16 protein-coding genes are annotated in these 23,535 nt (G+C 55.3%); 1 reads left to right on the top strand and 15 read right to left on the bottom strand.

Translation table 11 applies throughout. The features are described from left to right. Window positions 1-3: 3 nt before the first annotated feature. From ACEQU8_RS00470 to ACEQU8_RS00435, 8 genes are all read right to left on the bottom strand, one after another. Entirely contained in the window at window positions 4-1,494 is a 1,491-nt protein-coding gene (locus tag ACEQU8_RS00470; RefSeq protein WP_370260706.1) for an aldehyde dehydrogenase family protein, read from the bottom strand. A 132-nt stretch (window positions 1,495-1,626) separates the two neighbouring features. Then, on the bottom strand, window positions 1,627-3,975 hold the full coding sequence (locus ACEQU8_RS00465; RefSeq protein ID WP_370260705.1) for an RND family transporter: 2,349 nt from the start codon (window positions 3,973-3,975) through the stop codon (window positions 1,627-1,629). Window positions 3,976-3,993: 18 nt separating this feature from the next. Next, window positions 3,994-5,169 carry a WD40/YVTN/BNR-like repeat-containing protein gene (locus tag ACEQU8_RS00460; RefSeq protein WP_370260704.1) on the bottom strand — a complete coding sequence of 392 codons (1,176 nt, stop codon included), beginning with the start codon at window positions 5,167-5,169 and terminating at the stop codon, window positions 3,994-3,996. Between the two features lie 70 nt (window positions 5,170-5,239). Then, on the bottom strand, window positions 5,240-6,607 hold the full coding sequence (locus ACEQU8_RS00455; RefSeq protein ID WP_370260703.1) for a DUF1329 domain-containing protein: 1,368 nt from the start codon (window positions 6,605-6,607) through the stop codon (window positions 5,240-5,242). A gap of 27 nt (window positions 6,608-6,634) precedes the next feature. Further along, on the bottom strand, window positions 6,635-8,440 hold the full coding sequence (locus ACEQU8_RS00450; RefSeq protein ID WP_370260701.1) for a DUF1302 domain-containing protein: 1,806 nt from the start codon (window positions 8,438-8,440) through the stop codon (window positions 6,635-6,637). Between the two features lie 396 nt (window positions 8,441-8,836). Beyond that, the gene (locus tag ACEQU8_RS00445; RefSeq protein ID WP_370260700.1) at window positions 8,837-9,505 is read right to left on the bottom strand and encodes a TetR/AcrR family transcriptional regulator; all 669 of its coding nucleotides are present in this window, start codon (window positions 9,503-9,505) and stop codon (window positions 8,837-8,839) included. A 94-nt stretch (window positions 9,506-9,599) separates the two neighbouring features. Next, window positions 9,600-11,894 carry a CocE/NonD family hydrolase gene (locus tag ACEQU8_RS00440; protein WP_370260699.1) on the bottom strand — a complete coding sequence of 765 codons (2,295 nt, stop codon included), beginning with the start codon at window positions 11,892-11,894 and terminating at the stop codon, window positions 9,600-9,602. A 148-nt stretch (window positions 11,895-12,042) separates the two neighbouring features. Next, window positions 12,043-13,203: an NAD-dependent epimerase/dehydratase family protein gene (locus tag ACEQU8_RS00435; protein WP_370260698.1), complete on the bottom strand. Its 1,161-nt coding sequence runs from the start codon at window positions 13,201-13,203 to the stop codon at window positions 12,043-12,045. 164 nt (window positions 13,204-13,367) lie between these two features. On the opposite strand from ACEQU8_RS00435, the gene ACEQU8_RS00430 reads away from it, so the two are divergent. Next, a complete protein-coding gene (locus tag ACEQU8_RS00430) occupies window positions 13,368-13,871 on the top strand; it encodes a hypothetical protein (RefSeq protein ID WP_370260696.1) in 504 nt (167 codons plus the stop codon). On the opposite strand, the gene ACEQU8_RS00425 is transcribed toward ACEQU8_RS00430, so the two are convergent. From ACEQU8_RS00425 to ACEQU8_RS00395, 7 genes are all read right to left on the bottom strand, one after another. After that, on the bottom strand, window positions 13,868-19,153 hold the full coding sequence (locus ACEQU8_RS00425; RefSeq protein ID WP_370260695.1) for a tail fiber domain-containing protein: 5,286 nt from the start codon (window positions 19,151-19,153) through the stop codon (window positions 13,868-13,870). The genes ACEQU8_RS00430 and ACEQU8_RS00425 overlap by 4 nt on opposite strands. Window positions 19,154-19,254: 101 nt before the next feature. Continuing rightward, complete coding sequence (locus ACEQU8_RS00420; protein WP_370260694.1) at window positions 19,255-19,797, bottom strand: hypothetical protein; 543 nt, start codon at window positions 19,795-19,797, stop codon at window positions 19,255-19,257. Window positions 19,798-19,942: 145 nt separating this feature from the next. Then, window positions 19,943-20,638, bottom strand: coding sequence for a hypothetical protein (locus tag ACEQU8_RS00415; protein ID WP_370260692.1), 696 nt, complete (start codon window positions 20,636-20,638; stop codon window positions 19,943-19,945). A gap of 39 nt (window positions 20,639-20,677) precedes the next feature. Continuing rightward, the gene (locus tag ACEQU8_RS00410) at window positions 20,678-21,505 is read right to left on the bottom strand and encodes a peptidyl-prolyl cis-trans isomerase (protein WP_370260691.1); all 828 of its coding nucleotides are present in this window, start codon (window positions 21,503-21,505) and stop codon (window positions 20,678-20,680) included. Beyond that, window positions 21,498-21,983, bottom strand: a complete 486-nt coding sequence (locus tag ACEQU8_RS00405) for a hypothetical protein (RefSeq protein WP_370260690.1) — start codon at window positions 21,981-21,983, stop codon at window positions 21,498-21,500. Before ACEQU8_RS00405 ends, ACEQU8_RS00410 begins: the two co-directional genes overlap by 8 nt. A gap of 3 nt (window positions 21,984-21,986) precedes the next feature. Further along, complete coding sequence (locus ACEQU8_RS00400; RefSeq protein ID WP_370260688.1) at window positions 21,987-22,847, bottom strand: hypothetical protein; 861 nt, start codon at window positions 22,845-22,847, stop codon at window positions 21,987-21,989. Between the two features lie 5 nt (window positions 22,848-22,852). Further along, window positions 22,853-23,535 (bottom strand): type II secretion system F family protein (locus tag ACEQU8_RS00395; protein WP_370260687.1); only part of this gene is annotated, 683 nt, incomplete at its 5' end.

The following is a 23,535-nucleotide window of genomic DNA, read 5'->3' as shown; positions in this document are numbered from 1 at the left end:
CCCTTAAGCAAGCTTTTTAAGTACGTTTGCCACTTTATCAAAGACTGGCCCGTATGGGGCACGCAACAATGGGGCTGCATTGAATTTCGATTGCTCCAGCACCGGCTTGAGCTTGGATAAGGTGTCGAACCCGGTTTTGCCAGTGTAAGAGCCCATGCCACTTCCCCCCACACCACCAAAAGGCATGTTGTTGTTGAGCACATGCCACATGGCATCGTTGACAGTGACCCCACCTGACACGGTGTGGTCAAGCACAAAGCGCTTTTCACCCTTGCTGGTGGCAAACAAGTAAAGGGCTGGCGGACGTGGGCGGTTTTGTACCTCCAAAACAGCCTGCTCCAGGGTGTCGTAGGGCACGATTGGCAAAATCGAGCCAAACACCTCTTCTTGCATCAGACGCAATCTCGGGCTGGGGTCCACCACCAAGGTCAGGGGGAATTTTTGCGATGCGGGCTCAAACAGCTCGCCAGCCGGGTTAATTTGCAACACCCGCGCACCATGCCGTTTTGCCTCGGCAACCAGTTCTTGCAGGCGTTCCATGTGGGCCGCACTGATCACGCAAGACACATCCGGATTGTTGCGTATGCTGGGATATTGCTTTTGGGCGGCCTGCCCAACCGCCTGCACAAATTCATCCAAGCGTGGCCGTGGCACCAAGGCATAGTCGGGGCAAACACTCATTTGCCCGGCGTTGATCATTTTGGCTTGGGCCGCACAGGCCGCGGCCTGCCCCAAGTGGCCACTGGGTGCCACGATCAAGGGGGATTTGCCACCCAGGTCCATGGTGACGGGGGTGAGGTTTTCTGCCGCGGCGCGGGCCACCAACTTGCCCACCCGCTGCGAGCCCGTAAAGAGCAGGTGGTCAAAGGGCAATCGCGAGAAGGCCTCGCCAACAGAGGCATCACCCTCGACCACGGCCACCACCTCTTGGCCGAAGTTGTTTTCCAACAATCGAGCCATGAGTGAAGACGTGCGAGGAGTATGTTCGCTGGGCTTGAGCATGCAACTGTTTCCAGCGCCCAGTGCTGAAGCCACCCCGGCAAACCCGAGGTAGACCGGAAAATTCCACGAAGCAATGATCCCGATGACGCCCAAGGGCTGGGGATGAACATACGACACAGAGGGCCGCAACTGCCAGGGCGTGGGCACGCGGCGAACTTTCATCCAGGCTTTAAGATTGGACTTGGCGTGCCGAATAACCCCCAAGGTGGCAACAATGTCGGCCATGATGGACTCGTGGCGGGAGCGATGCCCATAGTCGTTGGACATGGCCGCGAGCAGTTCCGACTCATTGCGCAAAATGGTTTCTTCCAGCAACTCCAGGTTGCTGACCCGTTCATGAAATTCCGGGTTGGGGTTGGCAAGGTGGGCGCACTTTTGGCGTTCAAACACATCATGCAAACGGCCGCTGATGAGTTGAAGATTGTCCATGCGGTCCATGGCGGGGGTCTCCAGCAGGTTTTGGGCCACCGGCTGAACTGTGTAGCCCTGCACATGGCGCTTTGTTATGAGCTTTTAATTGTGCGTGGGTGAATCACCCTGTACAACCCCCTCAAATGTGCCCTACTGAGCAAGAAAAACGGGCCGTTAAAGGCCCGTTTGTGCAAACCACTGTGAACAGTGCGCCTAGCCGGCCACCTTCTTGGGGCGCTTGGCCAGGAAGTAAGCCAAGGCTGGCAAGAACACCACCGCCCCCACCATGTTCCACAAGAACATGAAGGTGAGCAGCAGGCCGATATCGGCCTGGAACTTGATGGGCGAAAACGCCCAGGTGGCCACACCGATGCCCAAGGTGAGCCCGGTGAACACCACCGCTTTGCCGGTGGACTTCAAGGTTTCGAAGTATGCATCGGCCAGCGTTTTGCCTTCTTTGAGGTATTCCTCCAGCTTGCCGTAGATGTAAATGCCATAGTCCACACCAATGCCCACACCCAGGGCGATCACTGGCAAGGTGGCCACTTTTACACCGATGCCCAACACCACCATGAGCGCGGAGCATAACAAAGAGGTGAGCGCCAAGGGTGCGATGATGCAGATCACGGTGCGCACTGAGCGGAAGGCAATCAGCACCAACAGGGCCACCACACCATACACCCAGATCAGCATTTCAACCTGCGCCCGGCTGACCACCTCGTTGGTGGCGGCTTCAATACCTGCATTGCCTGCAGCCAGTTTGAAGGTGACGTTTTCGCCTGGGTCCATGCTGTCGATGATGCGCTGGGCCTCAGCCACCACCCGCTCCAGGGTTTCGGCCTTGTGGTCTTCCAGGAAGATGATGATGGGCATGAAACTGCAGTCAGAGCTGAACAAACCATCGGACAAATTCATGCCGCTGATGGTGCCGTTGAGTACAAACTGGTTGCGGTTCAGGGTCATCCACTTCAGGTCGCCTTCGCTGTAGGCGCTGATCACAAACTTGGAGCGGTCGGCCAGCGAGATGCTGCTTTGCACGCCGGGTACCTGCTCAATTTGCCATTGGAACAGATCCACGGCTGTGAGGGTGTTGTACTTGATGCAGCCATCTTTCACGGTTTCAACCATGACCACAAACACATCGGTGCTGGTGGAGTAGTTGTCGGTGACGTAGTTGTTGTCGAGGTTATAGCGGGAATCTGCACGCAGTTCGGGCGCGCCTTTGTCGAGGTCGCCAATTTTTACATTGGCATTGCCCCACAAACCAACCGCCAACAAGCCCAAACCCACAGCCAAAGCCGCAGTGGCCATTTTGGGTTGAGAGAACCCGGCCAGGAAGTGCCAGAACCGGTTGCTGCCACTCTCGCTTGCTTGTAGTTTTTGCACAGCCGATTCGTCCACCCCGGTGTAGCTCATGATGAGCGGCAGCAGCACCAGGTTGGTCAAAATAATGGTGGCCACACCCACCGATGCCGCAATGGCCAAATCACGAATCACGGGAATATCAATCACCATGAGCGTGGCAAAGCCAAAGCCATCGGAGATGAGCGCGGTTAAACCCGCAATATACAAACCGCGGAAGGCCAAGCGTGCGGCATCAAGCCGGTTGTGGCCTTCGCCCTGCTTGTGTGCGATGGCGTTTACAATTTGCACGCCGTGGCTAACCGCAATGGCAAACACCAGAAACGGCACCAGCATGGAATAGGGGTCCAGGCCCTTGCCCAGCGCGTTGATGAGCCCCAACTGCCAAACCACGGCAATGATGGAACACACCAGCGTGGCCAAGGTGCTTTTAACACTGCGGGAATACAAAAACAGCATCACCAGGGTAATCACCACGGCCACGCCAAAGAACATCACCACCTGTGTGGCGCCTTCGATGAGGTCGCCCACAATTTTTGCAAAGCCGGTGACGCGAATTTGAATTTTGTCGGAATTGAATTCCTGGCGTAGCTCGGCTTCTACCCGTTCAGAAAACTCTTTGTAATCCAGGCGTTGACCGGTTTCAGGATTAATCTCCAACAGCGGCAGATAAACAATCGAGCTCTTGAAGTTGTTGGCCACCAGGCGGCCGATTTGGCCAGACAGCTCCACATTTTGGCGCACTTGCGCAATGCTCTCGGCGCTGCCATCGTAGGTGGCCGGAATTACCTGCCCGCCTTCCAGGCCCTCTTCCGTCACAGACACCCAGCGGGTGTTGGCGGTCCAAAGCGAGGCCATTTCAGGGCGGTTAACGCCGGGAATATAAAAAGCTTTGTCGGTGACTTGCTTGAGTGTCTCCAGGTATTCGGCAGAAAAAATATCGCCTTCCTTGGCCTCCACGGTGACTCGCACCACGTTGCCCAAACCAGACAACTCGCCCCGGTTTTTCATGAAGTTTTGAACAAACTCATGGTTACTGGGGATCATTTTGTCGAAACTGGCTGCCACCTTGAGTTGCGTGGCCTGCCAGCCCAGCACCACGGTGATGATGGCGAGCACACACAACACGAGCACTCGGTTATTGAACACAAGGCGCTCAATCAAAGGGCCTTGCGAGGGGGTTTTGTTGGATGTTGTCATGGCCAATGCCGCTCGCGATTATTTGAATTCAGACAGGGACATGGTTTTAAAACCGCGCATGCCCGCCAGCAGAAGTTGGTTTTGATTCAGCTGCACCACGGCTGCAGAGGGCAATTTGTCTTGCCTGCGCACCACTTGCAGGGTCTGGAAGTCGTCATTGCTCTTGGCCACCAAGCCCCGGGAGCCCACCACCAGCATGGAGCCGTCTTCTAGCACCACACCGGAACTGAAGGTTTCGCGCAGGTTGGTGCTGACCTCTTGCCATTGCTGCTCACCAAAAGGCAAGCGGAACGCATGCCCACGCAGGCCAACGGCAACGATGGTGCGTGTGCTGGGCGCTTCAAGCAGCCCAAAAATGGAACCGTCGTAGTCGATTTTTTTGGCGGTCCAGGATTCGCCTTCGTCACTGCTGACAAACACGGAACCTTGCTCGCCAGCCACCCACACTTCGCCAGTTTTGGTGATCAGCAAAGCGTTCAAGTGGTAGTTGTTGGGGTTTTGAATGCGCCCGCCTAGGTAGGTCCAATTGGCGCCCTGGTCGGTGCTTTTTAGCAATTGACCATAGGCACCGGCCACAATCACCGTGCCAGTGGGGGTAACGACCACATCCATGAGTGGTTTGGACGGCCCAACCTCCACATCGCCTTGGGCGGTGTCGACCTGGAACATGGCCTCTTCTGCGGCCACTTCGAGTTGCTCACGCACATCGGCTGGCGCGTTGCTGGGCAGCTCGTCCAACCTGGCTTGCAGGTCGTCGGCCTTGGCTTGAATGGTTTCGAGTATAAATTGGTTGATGGTGTTGCCGTCGATGAGCTTGACCCAATTGGCCCCACCGTCTTCAGTCTTTAACACCACGCCATCGTGGCCCACAGCATAGCCCAGGGCCTCGTTGGCAAACATCACAGAAGTGAGGGTAACCGACACGGGCACTTTGCCCGGAGTCCAGGTGTCGCCTTGGTCGGTGCTGGTGAGTATTTGCCCAAATTCACCCGTGGCCACCAGCTTGTTGGCGCCTATGCGTTCAATGTCCAGCAGCAGGCTGCGCTTGGCATTCACCGAAGGGATGGCCGGGGTTTCCAGCAGATCCACCTTGGCTTGCGGTGCAGTACCCAGGGTGAGCAAGGCGGCGCCGAGTGTGGCACTGGCCACGCCGACGGCCAGCCGCGTGCGTTTAAAGCGGGCAAAAAATAACATGGTGTGTATTCCTTGGTCGAAAAAAAAGCTGCCCGGGAACACCTCCCCGAGCAGCCCGTTTCACTGGCCTTTACTGAACGCCCAGGCGGCGCAAGCCCGCGGGGGTGTAGTTGGCCCGGTCTGGGGTGAAGTCAAACACAAAGGGTTGTGCGGCTTCGTTGGTCAAACCGATGGTGAGGTAACGGCCTGCCTGCAGGTCGTACAACACTTCGGCAGCGTAGAAGGGCACCTTCTCGTTGTAGTACTGAATGGCATGGGCTTCAGCCACTCGCCACAGGGCGCCCTTGCCATCGTAGTGGTCGATGACAGCAGCTTGCCAGTTGTCTTCGTTCACATAAAACACGCGCTTGGCGTAAATGTGGCGGGCATCGCTCTTGAGCGTGGCTTCCACTTCCCAAACACGGTGCAACTCGTAGCGCAGGTGCTCAGGGTTCATGTGCAGAGGCTGGTGAATTTCCTTGTAGGTCAGCTTGCTATCGGCCAGGCGGTAGCTGTTGTAGGGAATGTACATCTCTTTTTTACCCTTCAACTTCCACTCGTAACGGTCGGGGGCGCCGTTGTACAGGTCGTAGTTGTCGGTGGTACGCAAACCATCGGCTGCAGTTCCGGGTGAGTCGTATGCCACTTGGGGCGCACGGCGCACACGGCGCTGACCAGCGTTGTACTGCCAGGCGCGGCGACCTTCTTTAACCTGGTCGAGTGTGTCGTGCACCAACAGCACGTTGCCTGACACAGACACGGGGCTCTTCAAGATTTGGTAGAAGTAGAAGTTGATGTTTTCGTCTTCACCAGCCTTGTAGAAATCGGGCAGGTTGCGGGGGAACACCAGCGTGTCTTCAATTCGGTTGATGATGAAAGAACCATCGCGCTCGACAGGCACCTGCACAAAATCACGCTTGGCCGCACCGCCGCGGTAGCGGGTGAGGTGGTTCCAAATCACTTCCACGCCGTTTTGTGGAATGGGAAATGGAATGGCCTGCTCAAATTTGTCCACCCCGTTGCCACCGCCCGTGGTCACGGCATTCACGGCGTTTTTCTTGGCGGCATCCAGCACCTTTTGTGGATAGGCGGTGGTGCGATGTGTTTTGTACACATTCATTTTGTAGGTGGGGTACTTCTTGAGCATTTGGTACTGACCTTCCGACAGGTTGGCTTTGTACTGGTCTGCATTGGCCCCGGTGATGGTGAACAGCGGCTTTTCGTTGGCAAAGGGATCAACCAAGTGCTGGCCTGGCTTGTAGCCGGCTGGCGCCTTGGTTAAACCGCCGGTGTAGGCGGGAATGGTGCCTGCGGCGTTGCCGGCTTTTTCGGCGCCAAACTCGGTGAGTGTGGTGCCCAGCTTGGCAGCCTCTTGAGCACTAACCGCAGCCTGCGCAGCGCCGGCTGCGAACACGCTTGCCAGAGCCAGTGCTGTGAGTTTTGTTTGCAACTTCAACATAAAAATTCCTCCAGTGTGTCTCTGTTCTTAGAATGAGTAGGAAAAGCTGAGCGACACAAAATCGCGGTCACGAAGCACGTCGAAGTCGGCGGCGTTGGTGAACGTGGTGTAGTTGATGCTCGCTTTGGTGTTGGCGTCGAATTCAAGCCCCAAGCCCAAGCCAACCGACTGGCGACCTTCGTTGAAGGCTTGACCGGGTTCGGGTGACCAGCCATCTACGTCATGCGACCAGGCCAGGGATGGAATGAGGTCGATGCCAGCGAACACGTCGCGGTAAGTGGCAGCGGTGCGCAGGCGGTAGCCCCAAGAGAAGTCTGTGACGAAGCCGTTGAAACTATTGCCTGGGTCTTGTGCGCCACCAAAAACGGCATTACGTCCATAGCGAATACCGCCGTTCCGGATGTCTGGCAGGCCATCAACAAACACGGCAGCGACTTCACCCACAAAAACCACTTGACTGGATCCCAAAGCGCGATCGAACGTCTTGATCAGGGTGCTCTGCACTTGGGTGACATCGAATCGGTCAAATCCGTTAACAATGCTGCCGGCTGGCGCTCCGGCTATGCGGTTACGAAGGTCCGCTGGTGCGGTGGCACCAAAAAACGGTGCCCCAGTGGCCGCACCGTTTGTAAGCCCCGCTCTCAACAGATCGGTTGCATTGATTTGAACAGGCAAATCTTGGGTCATGGAGGCCTCACCAGACCAAGCCCAACCACCGACGTTGGTTGCGAAACTTGCGCCGAACACCTTGATATCTTCTGGATAATCAGCAATGTAACGGGAGTCTGATGTCGGCCCAAACGTGGCTGGCGTGCTGCCTTTTCTCAAGCTCGCGAGTGGCAAGCGGCTGTGATACTGCAGCGCGTAAACGCCAAGCTCGGCGTCCAATGATTCAAAGTAGCTCCGCAAAGCGACGCCAAATTGTCCGCCATCGTCAGGTTGATTGTCCAAACCTCGCGTCACAAATGTTGAACCAAATTGGTTTCGATCAGCGGTTGCGGTACTGAACGCCAGACGATCGCAACCATCCGACAAAAAGTCCGCTGTTGAGAAGTAAGTGCCGCATCCCTCAGGCACCGTTTTTCTCCATTTGAGTTGATAAAAGGCTTCCAAGCTGGTGTTATCTGTGACACCCAAATTCATGTACACCATCTCTGCTGGCGTGAAACCTTCTTTGAGTTCTGCACCAGGTCGACGGAATGCAGAAACGTCAATCGTGTTCAAGCCAGCGATTGGGCTCAAAATGAAGGTGCTCTCACCCCAACTAATCACCTGCTTACCAAGACGGAAATCCAAGGGCTTTTCAGCGATTGTGGTATTCAAGTAGAAAAATGCATCGAGCAAATCGATGCCATCAAAACGTGCATATGGATGAAACCCGCTGTCGTCCAACTTTTGGTTTGGTGCGTTGCTCGTGGGCTCATGACCATGGAAGACCTCGTCATTGTTCAAAGTGTGGTCGTAAAACCATTTGACTCGCGAGAAAAAACCATAGTTTTGGCGTTTCAAATCAAAGTCATGGACACCCTTGATGATGGTAGAGAATGGATCCCCTTTGTCAAAATTCAGATTCCCGTCATCGCCGGTATTGGAAAAACCCTGTCCCGCCAACCCTTCGGCGTTGACGTTCCCAGTCGAATAAAGACGTCGATCGGCCCCTTGAATCCTGAAGCTCGTACCTGCTGAAATCGTTGAATTGACACTCAGATCAAAGTCCCCGATCTGAAAATCCTTTGCCTGCGCAGGTGCCATGGCCGCGGTGAGCAGGCCCACTGCGATCATGTTGCGCACGGCAACGTTGGTTTTTGTTTTCTTGAAAATATGTTTGGTCATGGTGCCCCCGTGGTCGAGTAAGCAGGCGAACACGCCCGCAGGTAATTCGCGTCCTTCAAGAAAAGGATGCGCATAAACTCAATGGAAAATCGAATGGTTGATCCGGCCTGCTAGCAGGCAAAAACCACCATCACGGGGAGCGGTGCAAAACTGCAGATAGATAAGACATGTCACCTCCGGTCGTGCATCTTGGGATGCTTTTGTGTAAATTTTTTGCTTAGTGTAAAGCAGCTTTCAAAAAAAGAAAACCGTAATTACAGTTTTGCTAATCTAGAGCGCTTCGTCTAAAAATGTACCACCGGAGTAACATGAAATGTTGCGGGGTTTATCAAAGTTCGCAAATTAGTAGTAATTTCACTACAGGATTGCCCGAAGGGCACAGGGTAAACCCTTGCCCTACAAGGCTTTGGGGGTAATGCCGAGTTGGCGTGCCACCATTTCCTGCAGGCGCTGCTTGAATTCGGGTGTTTTAAATTTGACCGGCCCAGAATCTCGCAGGCGCGCGTTGTGCAGTGCCCCGTACACCACCTGAATGGCAAACGACAGGCTGCGCATGGGGTCGGGGTTGAAGGTTTTGTCGATGTGGGGTTCCAGGGGGGTGAAGACCGTGGAAATGAATTGAATACCCACATCGCGCATGGGGGTGGAGTCGATGAATCCTTTGGATTCGCGGATAAACGCCTCGGTGAGGATGGAGCTGTACTCCCCCTGAAAAATACCCACCAGGAAAGCCACCACTTCATCGCAAATGGCCCGCCCTTCCACGTTTTGCCAGTTGCGGTTGTCAAACTGCCTGGCCGCTTGTGCCAACAGTTCATGGCAGCTTTCTACGATGAGGGCGTCGAAGTAGCTTTCTTTGTCTTCGAAGCGACTGTAGAAGGAGCCCACCGTGCAATTGGCTTCCGAGCAGATGTCTTTGATGGAAATGTCTTCCAACACACGGGAGTGCAGCAACTTGCGGCCAGCTTTAAGCAGGTCGTGCCGTTTTTTAAGGCTACGGGCCTGCATGGCTGGGCGTACACCGTCGGTCTTGTCGATTGCTTCTGCTTTGGCTTGGTTTTTCACCGGCGTAGAGGTGTGCCCACCGAGTGGCGGGCACCTTGCGTAGTTGATTTAAAGCGGGATTATGGCATTAATTTCATACAGCGCAAGCCGGGTTTTACCGCGCACCCACGGTTGGCAGGTTGATTTCTCCAGTGAGCGATACAACTGGAGTGACCGCATCGCGCGACCCAGTGGCCGGGAATTGGGGATGGTAGCCGTACACCAACAGACCCAACTTTTCGCCAGTGCCAATGCGTTCGGCCACGCCGTTCAGTTCTACGTGGCGTTTGCCAAAACCGCGCACAGGCGTTACCTGATCGTCAATTAAGCGCCATGCGCCGTTGCGCTGCACGCCCAGGCCCACGAACACAATGGGGTCGCAACCCAGTTCCGCACCCAGCAAGCCCACGGGTGAGGTGTTAACAGCGGTCGACAACGGCGTGCAAGCCGGGTTTTGAGCGTTGGCCACAGGTGGCGCAACGTTCAACGTGGCGGTGGGAATGCCAGCGATGCTGCTGACACCCTCGGGCAAAGGCAGCTCTACCACGGCGGGGGCGAAGGGGTAACGCAGCACACCCGCCACCGAGTTGAACAACACGTTGCTGTTGGCACCTGGGGTGAAGCTCACTGGGATGGCAGGCAGCACAGATTGTGTTTTGGCACCTTTGACCACAGGGCCGTTTTTGCTCATGAACTCGTCCACAGGCACCCACGCGGCGGCGTTGTCACTGACACCCCGACCCACGTCGTCGGTGAAGCTCACGCACACATTGTTTTTGTTGGCGGCCAGGGTATCGAATGCTTTGGCTTGGTTGGCTTCGTTGGTGGCCTTGATGGCGGCAGCTTCTTGGGCGGTGAACAGTTTTTCGACCAAGAATGCGTATTGCGCATCCACAATACCAAGGTCGCCACAGGCAAACGGGCCTCCTGCCTTTTGGAATTCAATTTCGTTCAAGCCGGCTTGTACCAACTGCTGGGTTTGGCCGCCCGCGCCCACGCCCAGAATATGACCACTCTGGTGGGTGAGCAATCGAACATCCGCCTTGTTGCCTTTGTCGTCTGTGAGGTTGCGGTAGCACTGGAAGTTGTGCCAGGCGTCGTTGAAGTTAAACAGCGTGTCACGGAAGCCCTGTGTGAACAGAATATCCACGGGTTGAGGCTTTTTGGGTGCATAGCCGGGGGTTACCGTGGTGTTGGCAAATGTTTGAGCGCCGGGCACCTCTGCATCGCAAAAATAACTGGGGCTGTGGTAGCGGAAAAACTCCAAAGCACCGGCCGGGAAGCGGTTGCCCGCGGCACCGCGCACCAGGGTTTCGCGAATAAGAGGATCCTGACCATTGCGCTGTACCGCCTGAACATCCCTCTGCTGGAGTTTGGGGCTGATGGAACCTGACTCACCGCCCGCCACCAGCAAAAGGGCCCAGCCCGATTTCACCACGCCGGCGGGCTTGATTTCACCAGCGGCTGGAGCGAAGTCTTTAATGCCATAAGCGCCACCGGGATTGAGGCTGTAGCGCAGGTCGTTCCAGGCAATGTCGGGGGTGAGCGCATCCAGGCGCTGCTTGTCGTCGATGTTGTGAATCAAGAGTTGGTAGCCACCGCCGTAGCTGCCACCGGTGGAGCCCAGCACCATGTTGAATTTGCGCTCGCCCACGGGTTTGTCATTGGCAAAGCGCACCCAATCCAGGTTGGTTTCCACCCAATCCAGAATTTGCAGCAGGTCTTGACCTTCAAAGTCGGGGTCTAGTACACGCACTGTGCCGCCACTTTCACCAAAACCGCGCTGGTCGATGCTAATGACGCCTGCGCCACTGTCCACCAACCGCTTGAGCAAGCCAGATGGGCTGCGAGCGCGCGAGCCTCCGTAACCATGACCCTGCAGCACCAAGGGGCTGCCTTGGGCACAATTCAAATTGGTGGGCTCCATGACGGTGAAGACAATCGGGTGGCCGCTCTTGGAGATTAGGGTCTGACTGTACACCTTGCCGCCCTGGCGCGGGCTGCTGGCACCCACACTGCAGGCAGGCTCTGTGAAAGTGCGCTGCGTGCTTTCAAAGTCTGGGTTGATGGCGTTTGGAATCAGGCTCAACACGAAAGGCGGAGGGTTGTTTCCACCGCCGTTTCCGTTTCCACCGCCGTTTCCGTTTCCACCGCCGTTTCCGTTTCCACCGCCGTTTCCGTTGCCGCCGCCGTTTCCGTTGCCGCCGCCGTTTCCGTTGCCGCCGCCGTTTTCATTTCCGTTTCCACCACCGTTGCCGTTGCCACTACCATTGCCATTGCCGCTGTTTTCCAGCGTGCTGGTGCGGGCGGGGTCGGCGATGCTCGGGTCTTCACTGGTGCAAGCGGACAGGCCAAAGGCGGCCACCAAGGCCATCACGCTTAAGGTTTTGTTGAATTGTGCTGCGGGCATGTGTTGTCTCCTGCCGCGCCTCATGGGATGGGCGCATGTGGTTTGGTATTGGCCTTTTACTGCCAATACAAGCCAAGCAGATGCAGCCCAAGTGTCGGGTAGCCGACACTAAAAGCGACATGGTGACAATTTTGTTAAATCGATAAAACTAAACTTGGTAATAGCCTCGATACCAAGCGGCAAACTGGGCGATGCCTGCGGCCAAAGGGGTGTTGGGTCTAAAGCGTGTGGCCTTGTACAGCGCCGAGACATCGGCACAGCTTTGGCTTTTTTCCAGAATGGGACCGGTGATGTACTCTTTGACTGCCTTTTTTTCCAGGGCGTGTTCCAGGGCCGCGATGAGGTCCTCAATCGACACGGGCAAGCTATTGCCCACATTCAACAAGCGCCAGGGCGCATTGCTGCTGGCCTGGTCGGGCAGTTCCACCAGCCACACCGGGTTGGGCTCGGCCGGGGTGTCGCTGGCACGCAATATGGCCTCGACCAAATCACCAATGTAGGTGTAGTCGCGTGTGTTGTTGCCATCGTTATAAATCTGGATGGGCTTGCCTTCCAGAATGCGTTTGGTAAAAGCAAACAACACCGAGTCGGGCCGGCCCCAGGGCCCATACACCGAAAAAAACCGCAAGCCCGTGGTGGGCAGCCTGAACTGGTGGCTGTAAGAATGCGCAAGCAACTCACAAGCGCGCTGCGCTGCGGCATCCAGCCGTTGGGGGTGGTTGGCACTGTCGCGCTCGCTCATGGGCTTTTGAAAGCCCGCCCCATACACCGCATGGCTGCTGGCGTAAGTGAGGTGATGAATTTTAAAATGCCTGCACGCTTCCAGAAGCGCCACAAAGGCGTTGATGTTGTTTTGCACACACTCGGCTGGCTTTTCGTGGCTGAGGTACTTGTCGGTTTGCCCGGCCAGGTGAATGACGCGCTGTACCTTGTAGGTCTCCAGGCATTCTTGCAGCGGGCCAGGCTCGCACAAGTCGGCACGCACGTGGTGGTATTTGGAGCCGGTGGCCTTGGCGATGTCTTCAAGCATGGCCAGCCGTTCGCGCTTTAAGCGGGTGTCGTAATGGCTGTTCATGGAGTCAAAGCCGATAACCTTGTCACCCCGCTCCAACAGCGCCTTGGCCGTGTGAAACCCAATAAAACCAGCATGCCCGGTCACCAACACAGTTTGCTTTTGCCCAGCCTGCTTGATTTGGTCGGGCCCCACAGCCTCAAGCTCGGCCATTTCGGCGGTCTGCAGGCTGTCTTTTTGCGGGGTAGCGGCTTTTAACTGATCCGGGCCGGGCACGGCCTCCATTTTGATGGGCATGGGCTAAAAATAATGCAGATTAGATTACCTACCTTACCCCAAAGCCGCCCGGCTGGGAACGATCTTGCTTGAATTTGCGCAACGGCACTGAAATGCGCCGAACTTGATCGCACAGCGGGGTTACATAGGCGCTCTTGATTCACCTCGGCCTCATAACCAACATCATGAACAGTTCCGCCTCACCCGCCAATGCCAATCAAGGTAACCTTGCCGCAACTGTTGTACACATAGACGACTTTGACACCACGCCCGGTACCCCAAGCTCTTCAACAAGCAGGGCCTGTTGCGGCATCGCCCGTGGGCTTAAAGCCCCATTGATGCTGGCCGCCGCTGGGACATTTCAACTCGCATTGGGTATCTACAACGCCGTGCTTAAATTTCGATACGAAACAACCCCGACCGAGCATGCATTTTACTCAGCAGGGGCCGGCATTGGGATCACGTCGGGAGTCATTTTTTGGGCGCTGGCGGCGCTTTGTGCTACGGGAGGCTTTTTCTCAGGGCGAGACAATCCCCAAACTCAAATCGCGCCCAGGGCAGCCAGTGAACCTGCGTCTGTTCCAGCGACACCTCAACCGCAGGGCAGCTACACAGTGGTCACGCAACCCAATCAGGAAATTGCCTTGGCAGTCCTGTCGGACTCCCCTCGCAGCGATCAAATGCCCTAACCTGTTTTGATCCAACTGGCTTTGATGGACTTACCGGCGGCAATCGCCTTGATGGTGTTACCCTCGGCGAACAGTTCAATGCCCTCACTGGCAGACGGAATAATTTTTGCCTGACCCGCGTTGACAATGACCGTGGCCGTGGCGTAGCTGCCATCCAATGCGCTGGTGCTAAGCGTGTAGTGGCCATCGGCCCTGGCCGAGAACAGCACAGCAGGCAAGCCTGCGCCCGCATACACTTGGGCGCTACCTGTGTTGAGCTCTTCGGCCTGCACACGGCGGGCCACCGCGTTGTTGGCCAGCAAATTGTCGACCTCCAAGGCTTTGATGCGCGCCATTTCGGCCTCCAGCCGCTGGGTGTAGGCATATTGCATGCGGGCCTGCTGCGCGGTGAAATTGCCCACCACCAGGTTGGGTGCGCCTAGGGTAATGGTGCTGCCATCTTGAGACACAGTAAATGCCGCATCCACACGCGACTTTAATTTGCTCAAGCCTTGCTCTGTCAAATCAAGCCGCTCGCCAAGCCGCGAGGTGACCACCTCCAGGTCTTCAATTTTTTTGCCTTGGCCCGCAATGGCCAGCGCATTTTTGGCGATCTCTTTGCTGTTGGACTCGATCGCCAGTTGCATGCTGTCTATTTCTTCAGCTGCCCTTGTTTTCCAGGCATCGAGTGTATCCAGGCGAGATTCTACCGCGGTAATTTGTTGGCTGGCTTGGCTGCGCCAACCCTCCAAGCCAGTGAGGCGTTGGGCGTGGTCGGTCGTGGTGTTTTCTAGCGCGGTAACACGCTCAACAGTTTTTGCGTGGTCTTGAAAGGTTTTGTCCATGTCGTTCACGCGCTGGTTTAAGTGTCCAACACCTGCGGCGGCCAAGGCACCCAAGGCACCGTAATCGACGGCATAAAAGCCATCCGGGCGAACTGTTACTGCCTCGGGGAACAACGGCAATACGTCTTGGGCAATTACACCGATGCGGCGACCCAAGTCGTGTTGCCCCGCGTAGTCGTAGCTGTATGCAGACAAGGCAGAGAGCTTCTTCAGCAAAGTATCCGCATCTTGCACTTGCAAATTGTTCTTTAGGCGACGATCAGAGCTGGTGTTAAAGGCGGTGGCGGTGATTGAACTGCTGGAAATGACTGCACCACTACCCGCCACACGGAAGGTGGGCGTATAGCCACCGTTTTCGTAACCAATCTGGAACTCATCACTGAATGCAGTTCCAAAGCCTTGGCTATTATCGCTTAAACGAACACGTAGGCGGGTTTGATCTGATGCCTCGTTGAACCTATAAATACTGGTGGTGTCAAGGTTCTCTCCGTTATCGCCGAAGTGCAGTGCGTTTGCCAAACCGCTTGCAATGTTAACACGCCCTGTAAACTCACCCGATCCAGCGTACAACCTTCCACTGGCATTGATTGCCCCGTTGACATACAAACGGGTATCAGCATGAGTGTCGTTTCTACTGCTAGAACCAATGACAACCTGGTCGTCTACCGAACTTCCAAACTTATTTACACCCTGCGCCCCCAAAACCAGCGTGTTGGAGCTGGAGACCAAAGCCATGTTTCCAACTGCCTGCGCGTAAGACAAATCAGCTGAAGATACATCTGCGCGATAGCCAATCCCAAGGTTATAGCTTCCGTTGACATTTGACCTCAGGGACTCCATGCCCAAACCCACGTTTCTTGAACCTGTATTATTCACGTGAAGTGCTGATCTTCCCACAGCGACATTTCCATAGCCTGATGTCGTACTGAACATGGTGTTATTGCCGACGGCTGTGTTGTCATAGCCCGTACCAGCGCCAAACATTGAACTTTTTCCTATTGCAACGTTTTGATAAGCCGAGACCCCGTTGAACAGAGCGTTTTCCCCAATGGCGGTGTTTTCGAATCCAGTATTAATGCTAAAGCCTGCGCTTCGGCCGACCACCGTGTTGGCATACCCGCTGGTCATAGCGTGCGCGGCTCGCGAGCCAATCGCGGTGTTACGGAACCCAGTGTTGACCGAAGGCAACACTCGATAACCCAAGCCTGTATTGTCTGTACCCATCATGCCGTCGGCTGCGGCAGAGAGCGAACCCAAGACACTTGCGCCGATGGCCACATTGCCAGCACGCTTGTTTGCCGACAAAGCACCACCACCCAGCGCCAGATTCGGCTGGTTGTAACTGGGATTACCTGTGTCACTTGCATAGGTGAGTGCAGCATCAATATTGGTTTTGGTCATTGCTTGGAGCTGCTCGCCGCCGACGTAAAGAGATCCCACATCCACGCGTCCGCTAAAGTTGGCCGTGGTGCCCGTAACACTTCCGTTTAAAGTGAGGCCACCAAAGGTCGGTGTACTGGTGGTGGCAATGTTTTGCGGTAGGCTCAGCGTGATGCTGCCGGCGCCGTTGCTCACATTGACCTGGTTGGCGGTGCCAGTGATATTGGCCAGGGTGTAGCCACTGCCATTGCCGATTAACAACTGTCCGTTGCTGGCCGCGCTGCCATTCACGCCTGTACCGCCGAAGTTGGTTGCCAACATGCCGCTGTTGATGTTGCTGGCGTCGGTGGTGCCACCACCTGTGACTTCCACACCATTTACAAAAAGCCTGTCTGCGATGTTCACGGCGCCATTGACATACAAGCGGGTATTTAGCTGGGTGTCGTTTCGGCCTGTGGCTCCAATAACCACTTGATCTGTTGATGGTCGAGCAAGCACCAAGGTATTAGACGTACTGACCGAGGATCTTGCTCCAATGGCGGAGGCGAAGGTTAAGGCGCCAGTGGTAACGGTTGCATCGGAGCCAAGCGCCACGTTAAAGCTACCGCTTGTATTAAACGCCAAGGCATTAAAACCGATTGCTGTATTTCCGCCAAGGCCAGATTGCGCCTCGCTTAATGCGCCAGGGCCCACAGCAATATTTGCCTGAACCACCCCACCAGTTGAGTCGCCAATCAATAAGCGTTTTGCAATCAAATTGCCCACCGAAGTCAGATCTCCACTAACAGAGCTGATACTGACTAAGGCAGCGTTGTTTGAATTTTCAAAGATGAACCCATACCCTGGGTTCACACTTTGCCGAAATCGCGTTGCAAGTGTACTGACAGGGCCCAGAGATTGTGGAGCTGCACCCGTGGTTGTTCGCCCGCTAGAGCCAGCAACATAGATGGCCATCTGATCATCCCCCGCTGCCCACATTCTAATGCCATGGTATCGACCATCCCCAGCAAAACCGCTGTCGGCGCCTCCTAGTGAGATCAAAGCGGGTGCGCTGGCATACGTCGGAAACATGACAAGATTGGACGTCAAGGTCGAACCCGCAAATGTTGGTGTGCTACTGCTTGAAATGCTTTGTGGCAGGCTCAGCGTGATGCTGCCGGCGCCGTTGCTTACGTTGACCTGATTGGCGGTGCCGGTGATATTGGCGAGGGTATAGCCACTGCCGTTGCCAATAAGCAGCCTGCCGTTGGCCGCTGCACTGCCATTGACGCCCGTACCTCCATATGCGGGGGCAAGAAGACCGCTGTTGATGTCGGTGGCATTGGTGGTTCCATTTTTGTTGATTTCTATTCCATTGACGAAAAGTTTTTCGGTGATGTTGACAACACCACTGACAAACAGACGGGTATTGGAATAGGTATCGTTTCGACCCGTGGCACCAATGACCACCTGGTCATCGACAGTAGACACAGAGGCGTTTTTGCTGGCGGCCAGTGAGCCCAAAACGAGGGTGTTGTGTGTTGCAACACGAGAGCTGGCACCCACTGCCGTGGCGTAATTCAGTGCACCACTGGTCAAATTGGCCCCCTGCCCCAAGCCAGTTGAATACCGCGCAGTAGTGGCATTCGACATTGCTGATTGCCCCAAGGCAACATTGTTTGATCCCGTGGTGTTATTTCCTAGGGCAAACTGCCCAACTGCGATGTTTGCACTACCGGTTTGATTTAAGTACAACGCCTCATAGCCCAGTGCTGTGTTATATACACCATCGCTCGGGGTTGCCGAAGGCGTTAAACTAGCCAGCGATCGCTCTCCAATGGCGACGTTTCCTCCTCGTTTCTCGCCTGCCAAAGCACCAAGACCCATGGCAAGATTATTGGGGTAAGAGGGTTCACCTGTAGAGTTTGAATATTGAAACGCTACGGTGGCCGGTACTCCCGCCACACTCAGCCCAGTCAAATTCACCGCACCTGTAAAGTTTGCTGTGGTTCCGCTCAAGGCACCATTCAACGCAAGCCCACCAAAGGTGGGGCTGCTCGTGGTGGCAATGGCCTGCGGCAAGCTTAAGGTAACAGCACCCGTACCCCCACTCACAATCACTTGGTTGGCCGTGCCTGCTACGCTTGTTACTCCTGTATTGGCGATTGTGAGACTACCGGGCCCGGTGAGCACCGACACCCCTGAACCAGCAGTGATGGTGCCCAAGGTATAGCCGGTACCATTACCAATCAACAACTGCCCGTTTGTTGGTGTAGCGGTAACACCCGTACCACCGCGAGCCACAGAGAGAGTACCACTGGTGATATTGCCTGCATTCAGATCCGTGAGGCCGGCACCATTGCCCAACAAAGTAGTGGCACTGAGGGTGCCAGTAACTGTGACAGTGCTGGCTTGGAAGTCGCCTACAGTGACCTTGCCCGAGGTGTAACTGATTGCTCCTGCTCCGTTGCTGGCCGAGTCGTCGGTGAATGTGCCTGAACCGGCGCCAATTGCGGACCAAGCGCCATTAAGGTAGCTGTACAAGCGATTGTTCTCAGCGACCAGGCGCACATCGCCGTTTTCACCGGGCATGGCAAGTAACTCAGCCTCGGTACCCACTGCAGATCTGAATTGCCGTGAGGAGGTTTGGCTGGGTGCGGTGACCTGAACATAGTCGTCACCCAAACCGCGTCGAGTGGTCAGAATATCGGCGCAAGTGGTCTCAATGGCACCATTAAGACCAGGTGAGATGACGGCATAAACCAAAGGGCTAGCCACACCCTGGCCTGCAAGGTAATTGGCGTTGCTTGTGGCACTGGAGTTATCCCAAGCGCAATAACCAAGGGGGCGGCCCGCACCGTCGCGCTGCGGTAAGTTGGTACTGGCCGGCACCGTTCCCATGTCCGTAGGGAAGCCCGGCAAAGTTGGACCCATGGCGCTGCTGCGCATTTGACCATTGACTTCACCGACGTAACCTTGCATGCCTTGGCTTACCTGCGCCACCGTGTTTTTTAGCGTGAATTGGCGCACCAATTGGGTGGCTGCAAACGCCGCACTGCTTTCGCTGGAACGCGCCAAAGCTGTCGAAGTGCTGGTCATGAGTAAAACAAATAAGGCCATGTAGGCTGCGTGCCTGCCTATACTCACATCAGACGCCACCACAAGGCGAACGCTATTTTGTTTTATACGCATGAATGCACCTATTGCAAAATAGTAAACACCACTTCATCACCCACGGCCACTGCCGACCCTTGGAACCTGCGCAGCAGCCGTGTCCGAACCGCCACCGCTCCACCATCAACCCGCGGATCCAAACGCAATCGAACGCCATCAGTTTGCGTGTGTTCGTATATCCAAGGGGAAAAATCAGCTGGGCTCACTGGAACAGGCACCCCATCGGGCATATTGCCCAGCAGGCGCGACCCCGGCGGCGCACCTGGGCACTCCACCACCGAGGCTGCGGCTTGGTTACCTGCCGTTGCTGGTGCGGGGTAAGGGTGACGGGTGTTGAATTGACCATGGTCCCCATCGGGATAAATGGCCCCACACAACATGATTTTTCCCTTCAGAACCTCTAGCTGGGCTGACACCTCTTCTACGGTGTCTTGCACTTGCTGAGCTTGCCGGTTATTGGCGTTGAGCTTGCCATAGGCAGCGCCAGCAATGGCCAGCAAGCCGATGCCGTAAAGCACATAGGAGGCTACAAATCCACACTGTTGGTGCAGGTGCTTGCCCAATCGCATTGATTAAATCTCCATGTCTAGAAGCTGGCTATCTGTCAGACATAACGACATCAATGCCCATGCTGAGCACCCCTTGATCGGGTTAACTTGAGCCATAAAAAAACCCCGCATTCGCGGGGTTTCAATGATCGGCATGCCCAGCAGATTAATTTTCTTGAATGGCCTTGAAGTACACATACTCCGTGGTTGCATCTGACGTGGCCACACACCCCTCTGGCCAACCCGACACAGCCGCGACGGCGGATATTCCTCCGTTTGCTCCACCTATCCAGTCAGCGATTGCCGCTGTGCTGGCGGGTATGGTTGCACTGCCGTAGAGCAAGGTGTTGACCCGTCCACACACGTCTTGCTTTAGCCCAGGCAGAATCACCATGGGGTCTGCCGATGCGGTAGCCAGGGAGTTTCCGGGCGTCGCTTTGTTAATGAACCAATGCCCAGCCGATGTGGCTGAAGGCGTTTTAATGGTTGCATAGGTGGAATTGGGATCGCGGAATGTGGAGCGCGGCATGATTTGCGGCGACGCATAGCGGGGCTGGGGATCGAACAAACCCACGTTACTGGTGTTCGACATGTCCAAGGTATTGATCACCGCAGTAGAACCAAAATCGCTTGCATAGCGTGCCACGCCGTCGCGCAGATCACTGGCCTGCTTCAAAATAACAGAAGCATTGACCTTGGCCTGCTCTGAGTCTGTCTGTGATGTTGGGCTTCGATTGGCCAAAGCAAACCCCCCCAGCACTGCGGTGATGAGTGCAATCCCAAACAGCAGAGCCGCTTGAATAAAACCACTTGAATGCTTACGGGCACAATGTACAACCCGAACTTGATAATTAACCTTCATGATGACCTCCCATTTGGCATGCCAAACTTTAAAAACGGTTTAACCCAACTCCACCTTGGCCTTGCGCCGAGCGGCTTCCAACTCTTCATTGAACTTTTCCAGAGCAAGGGCTTGAATAATTTCTTGCTTCAATTCATCCAGCGTAGGCTTTTTGGTTTGCTTCATGTCGTCCACACGAAGCACCAGCAAACCATTGCGCAAGCGCAATACCTCACTGATCTCGCCACGCTTCATTTTTGACACCACCCGCCCCAGGTTGTAGGGCAAGCTGGCGGCATTTGCATAACCATCCCCTTGCTCCACCAAGGGTTTTAGCTGGGCTGCTGCGTCTTTGTCGTTCTTTTTCAGGCCATCTAGAAATTTTGCTGCATCGTCTTCACTGCCGCTTAGGTAGTAACTCACCTTCCACAACTGAAAATTTTGATCCAGTACGTTTTTGTTGTAGAAGTCTTGAACCTGCTGATCGGTCACCGATGCCCGAAGTTCTTCCATGCGCCTTGTGGTGTAGAGGGTTGACAACACCTCGCGCTCTGCTGCGCGCAAGGCGGCCACGGCATCCTCGGGGTAAAGGCTTCGACCTTTTTCAGCGGCAATCACTTTGTTGATGTAGCGATCGACCACGATGGCACGGTCCACACCAGACTGAAGCAGACCTGCGATTTCAAACTCGGTGACACGTTGCCCATTGATGCTGGCCAACACCACATCAGTTTGTTGCTCCCTGTTTGAAGCAGTGTTGTTGCCGGCAGCGCCAGCATTGGCCCCCCCGCCCTGCCAGGCAGTGGCCGCACCCCACAGCACTGTGAGGCCAAGGCCAACTCCACCCATCACCAACCAGGTCCTTTTTTGAATATTTGGCTTACTCATTGGCATGCCCCCTCAATTTAACCTCTACCTTTTCGACCACACCCTTGACAAGCGCCGTGGACGCCGCACCAGAACATGTAGCCAGGCATATTTCCTCGGCCTGCCACACCACATCCTGAGCCACGCCTTGAATGCTGTTCAGCACATAAATAAAGTCGGCGTAATAATTGGCATCGTTGATTTGCACGCGCAAACCATCTTTTTCAAAACCCACGCTCACATGTGGGCTTAGGCGAGAAAGCACGGTCGCATACTCCTCATAAACCGCTCTACCCACCGGCCTTTTGATGAGCACAAACTCGGGGAGCTCTGCGCTTTTGGCGGTCTCCTGCGAGGCGCGCACCAAATCGGTGAGCGAAAACACCGCGACAATGGTCATCAACACCGCGCCCATCATCACAATCACCGGCCCCAAGCCCATTAGCCGACTGGCTTCATTGAGCAGCAATGCTGTGTTGGCTTTGTAATCGAGCTTCATGGCTTACCTCTCTTTGTCTAGTTTACGGACGGTGAGCAAGCCCTCCATATCCCTGAGATCGGTTACCACATCGCGCCCCAAAGCATCCAGATAGTCTTGGCTGACCCAACTGGGCAACACCACTTCGAACTGCTCATGGCCCTCACCTTTGAGGTGGTACCTCTCGATCCAGCCGCCCGAGCGCACGACCGTGCTGGACACCTTTTGAATACGCGACAATTGCCTAGCCAACGGTTGCTGCACGCTGAGTTTTTTAAGGGTGGTGTTGAGGTCGTTCTCGACCGCTTTGGGGTTTAATCCATCGATGTTTTTGGACTGTGTATATGCCGTTGCCGCTTGAGCGCCCACAAAAGTAACCCCAGACAGCAACAACACCCCATACGATGCTTTAAGAATGAAACCGCTGACCCGCTCGGTGATGCCATGTATGGCTTGGGGAATGCTCGATAGCGACTGACCTGCAGTGGCTGGCAACTCGGTGATTCGCAAATCCAAGCCGGCGAGGTAATCCTTAAGTAGCTCTGGCTCTTGACAAAGCAAACGTACCGAGCCTGCTTCGATGATGAGGGCTGCGGCGTAGTCTGGTCCATTGACGGTGTAAATGCCATCTCCCCGGTGAAGCGGCATGCCCGGCAATGCATCCACAAGGGGAAGCTTGAAGCCGGGTTCTGAGGCCAAGTGAATGCTTTCAATCGCAAAAAAATACACATAGCCTGCACGCTCCAGGCAGTAGCAATGCAGGCGATTGCTGCCCAAAATTGCATAGGCATGGTTCATTACGACCTTTTGTGCGCTGCCGCTGCCCACTGGCAAGCGGCCTGCAATTAAATTGGCGTAAATTGATTTTTGGTAACTGGCTGCCATGGTGTTTAGGCTCCCGAAAGGACCAATTCATTTTGCAAATACACCACCCACAAGCTGAACAACACCGCAATGCCCGAGTACGCCAGCGAGGCGATGAAGGCAAGCACTGCGAATTTTTTGGCGGCCGCATTGGCTCGGTCTTCACGGCTTTGCGAGATGGACATCAAACATTCCGCCAGTTGGGCCTGGTCTTTATGTGCACGAATCAGCAAACGCTCACTGCTATCGAGCATGGGGTGATTAAAGGCCACCGCCGGTGGCTCACCGATTTCGCTTCGCGCTTTGATGGCCCGCCAAAACTCGGTTACCTGCGGAGCGATGGTGCCTTTTCTGGCAATGCGCACGGCGTTTAGAAAGGTGACGCCACCCATCAACAAGGAGGCCAACACACGGCAAGTGGCTGACAAGCCTGAGCTGACCAAGAGTTGCCCCACCACGGGCACGCGCTCCAGCACACCAAAGGCCTGTGCCCTGACCTTCGGGTCGGGGGAAAGCAGCAACATGCTGAAATAACCCAGCAGCACAATGAATGCAAACGACAAGGCCAGCAACACATCGTTGACGTTCTGCGCCAGTGCAAGTGAGGCCTGGAAGTTGGCCACTTTCTCGGCGTCTTCGCTGGCCAGTTGGGTTTTTTTAAGCTCTTCGATCAAACCAAAACGCATGCCAATCACCGTGGCCAGCGCCA

It is taken from the genome of Limnobacter sp. (assembly GCF_964228395.1).
GTDB lineage: Bacteria > Pseudomonadota > Gammaproteobacteria > Burkholderiales > Burkholderiaceae_B > Limnobacter.
This window is presented reverse-complemented; position numbering and strand designations above follow the sequence as displayed.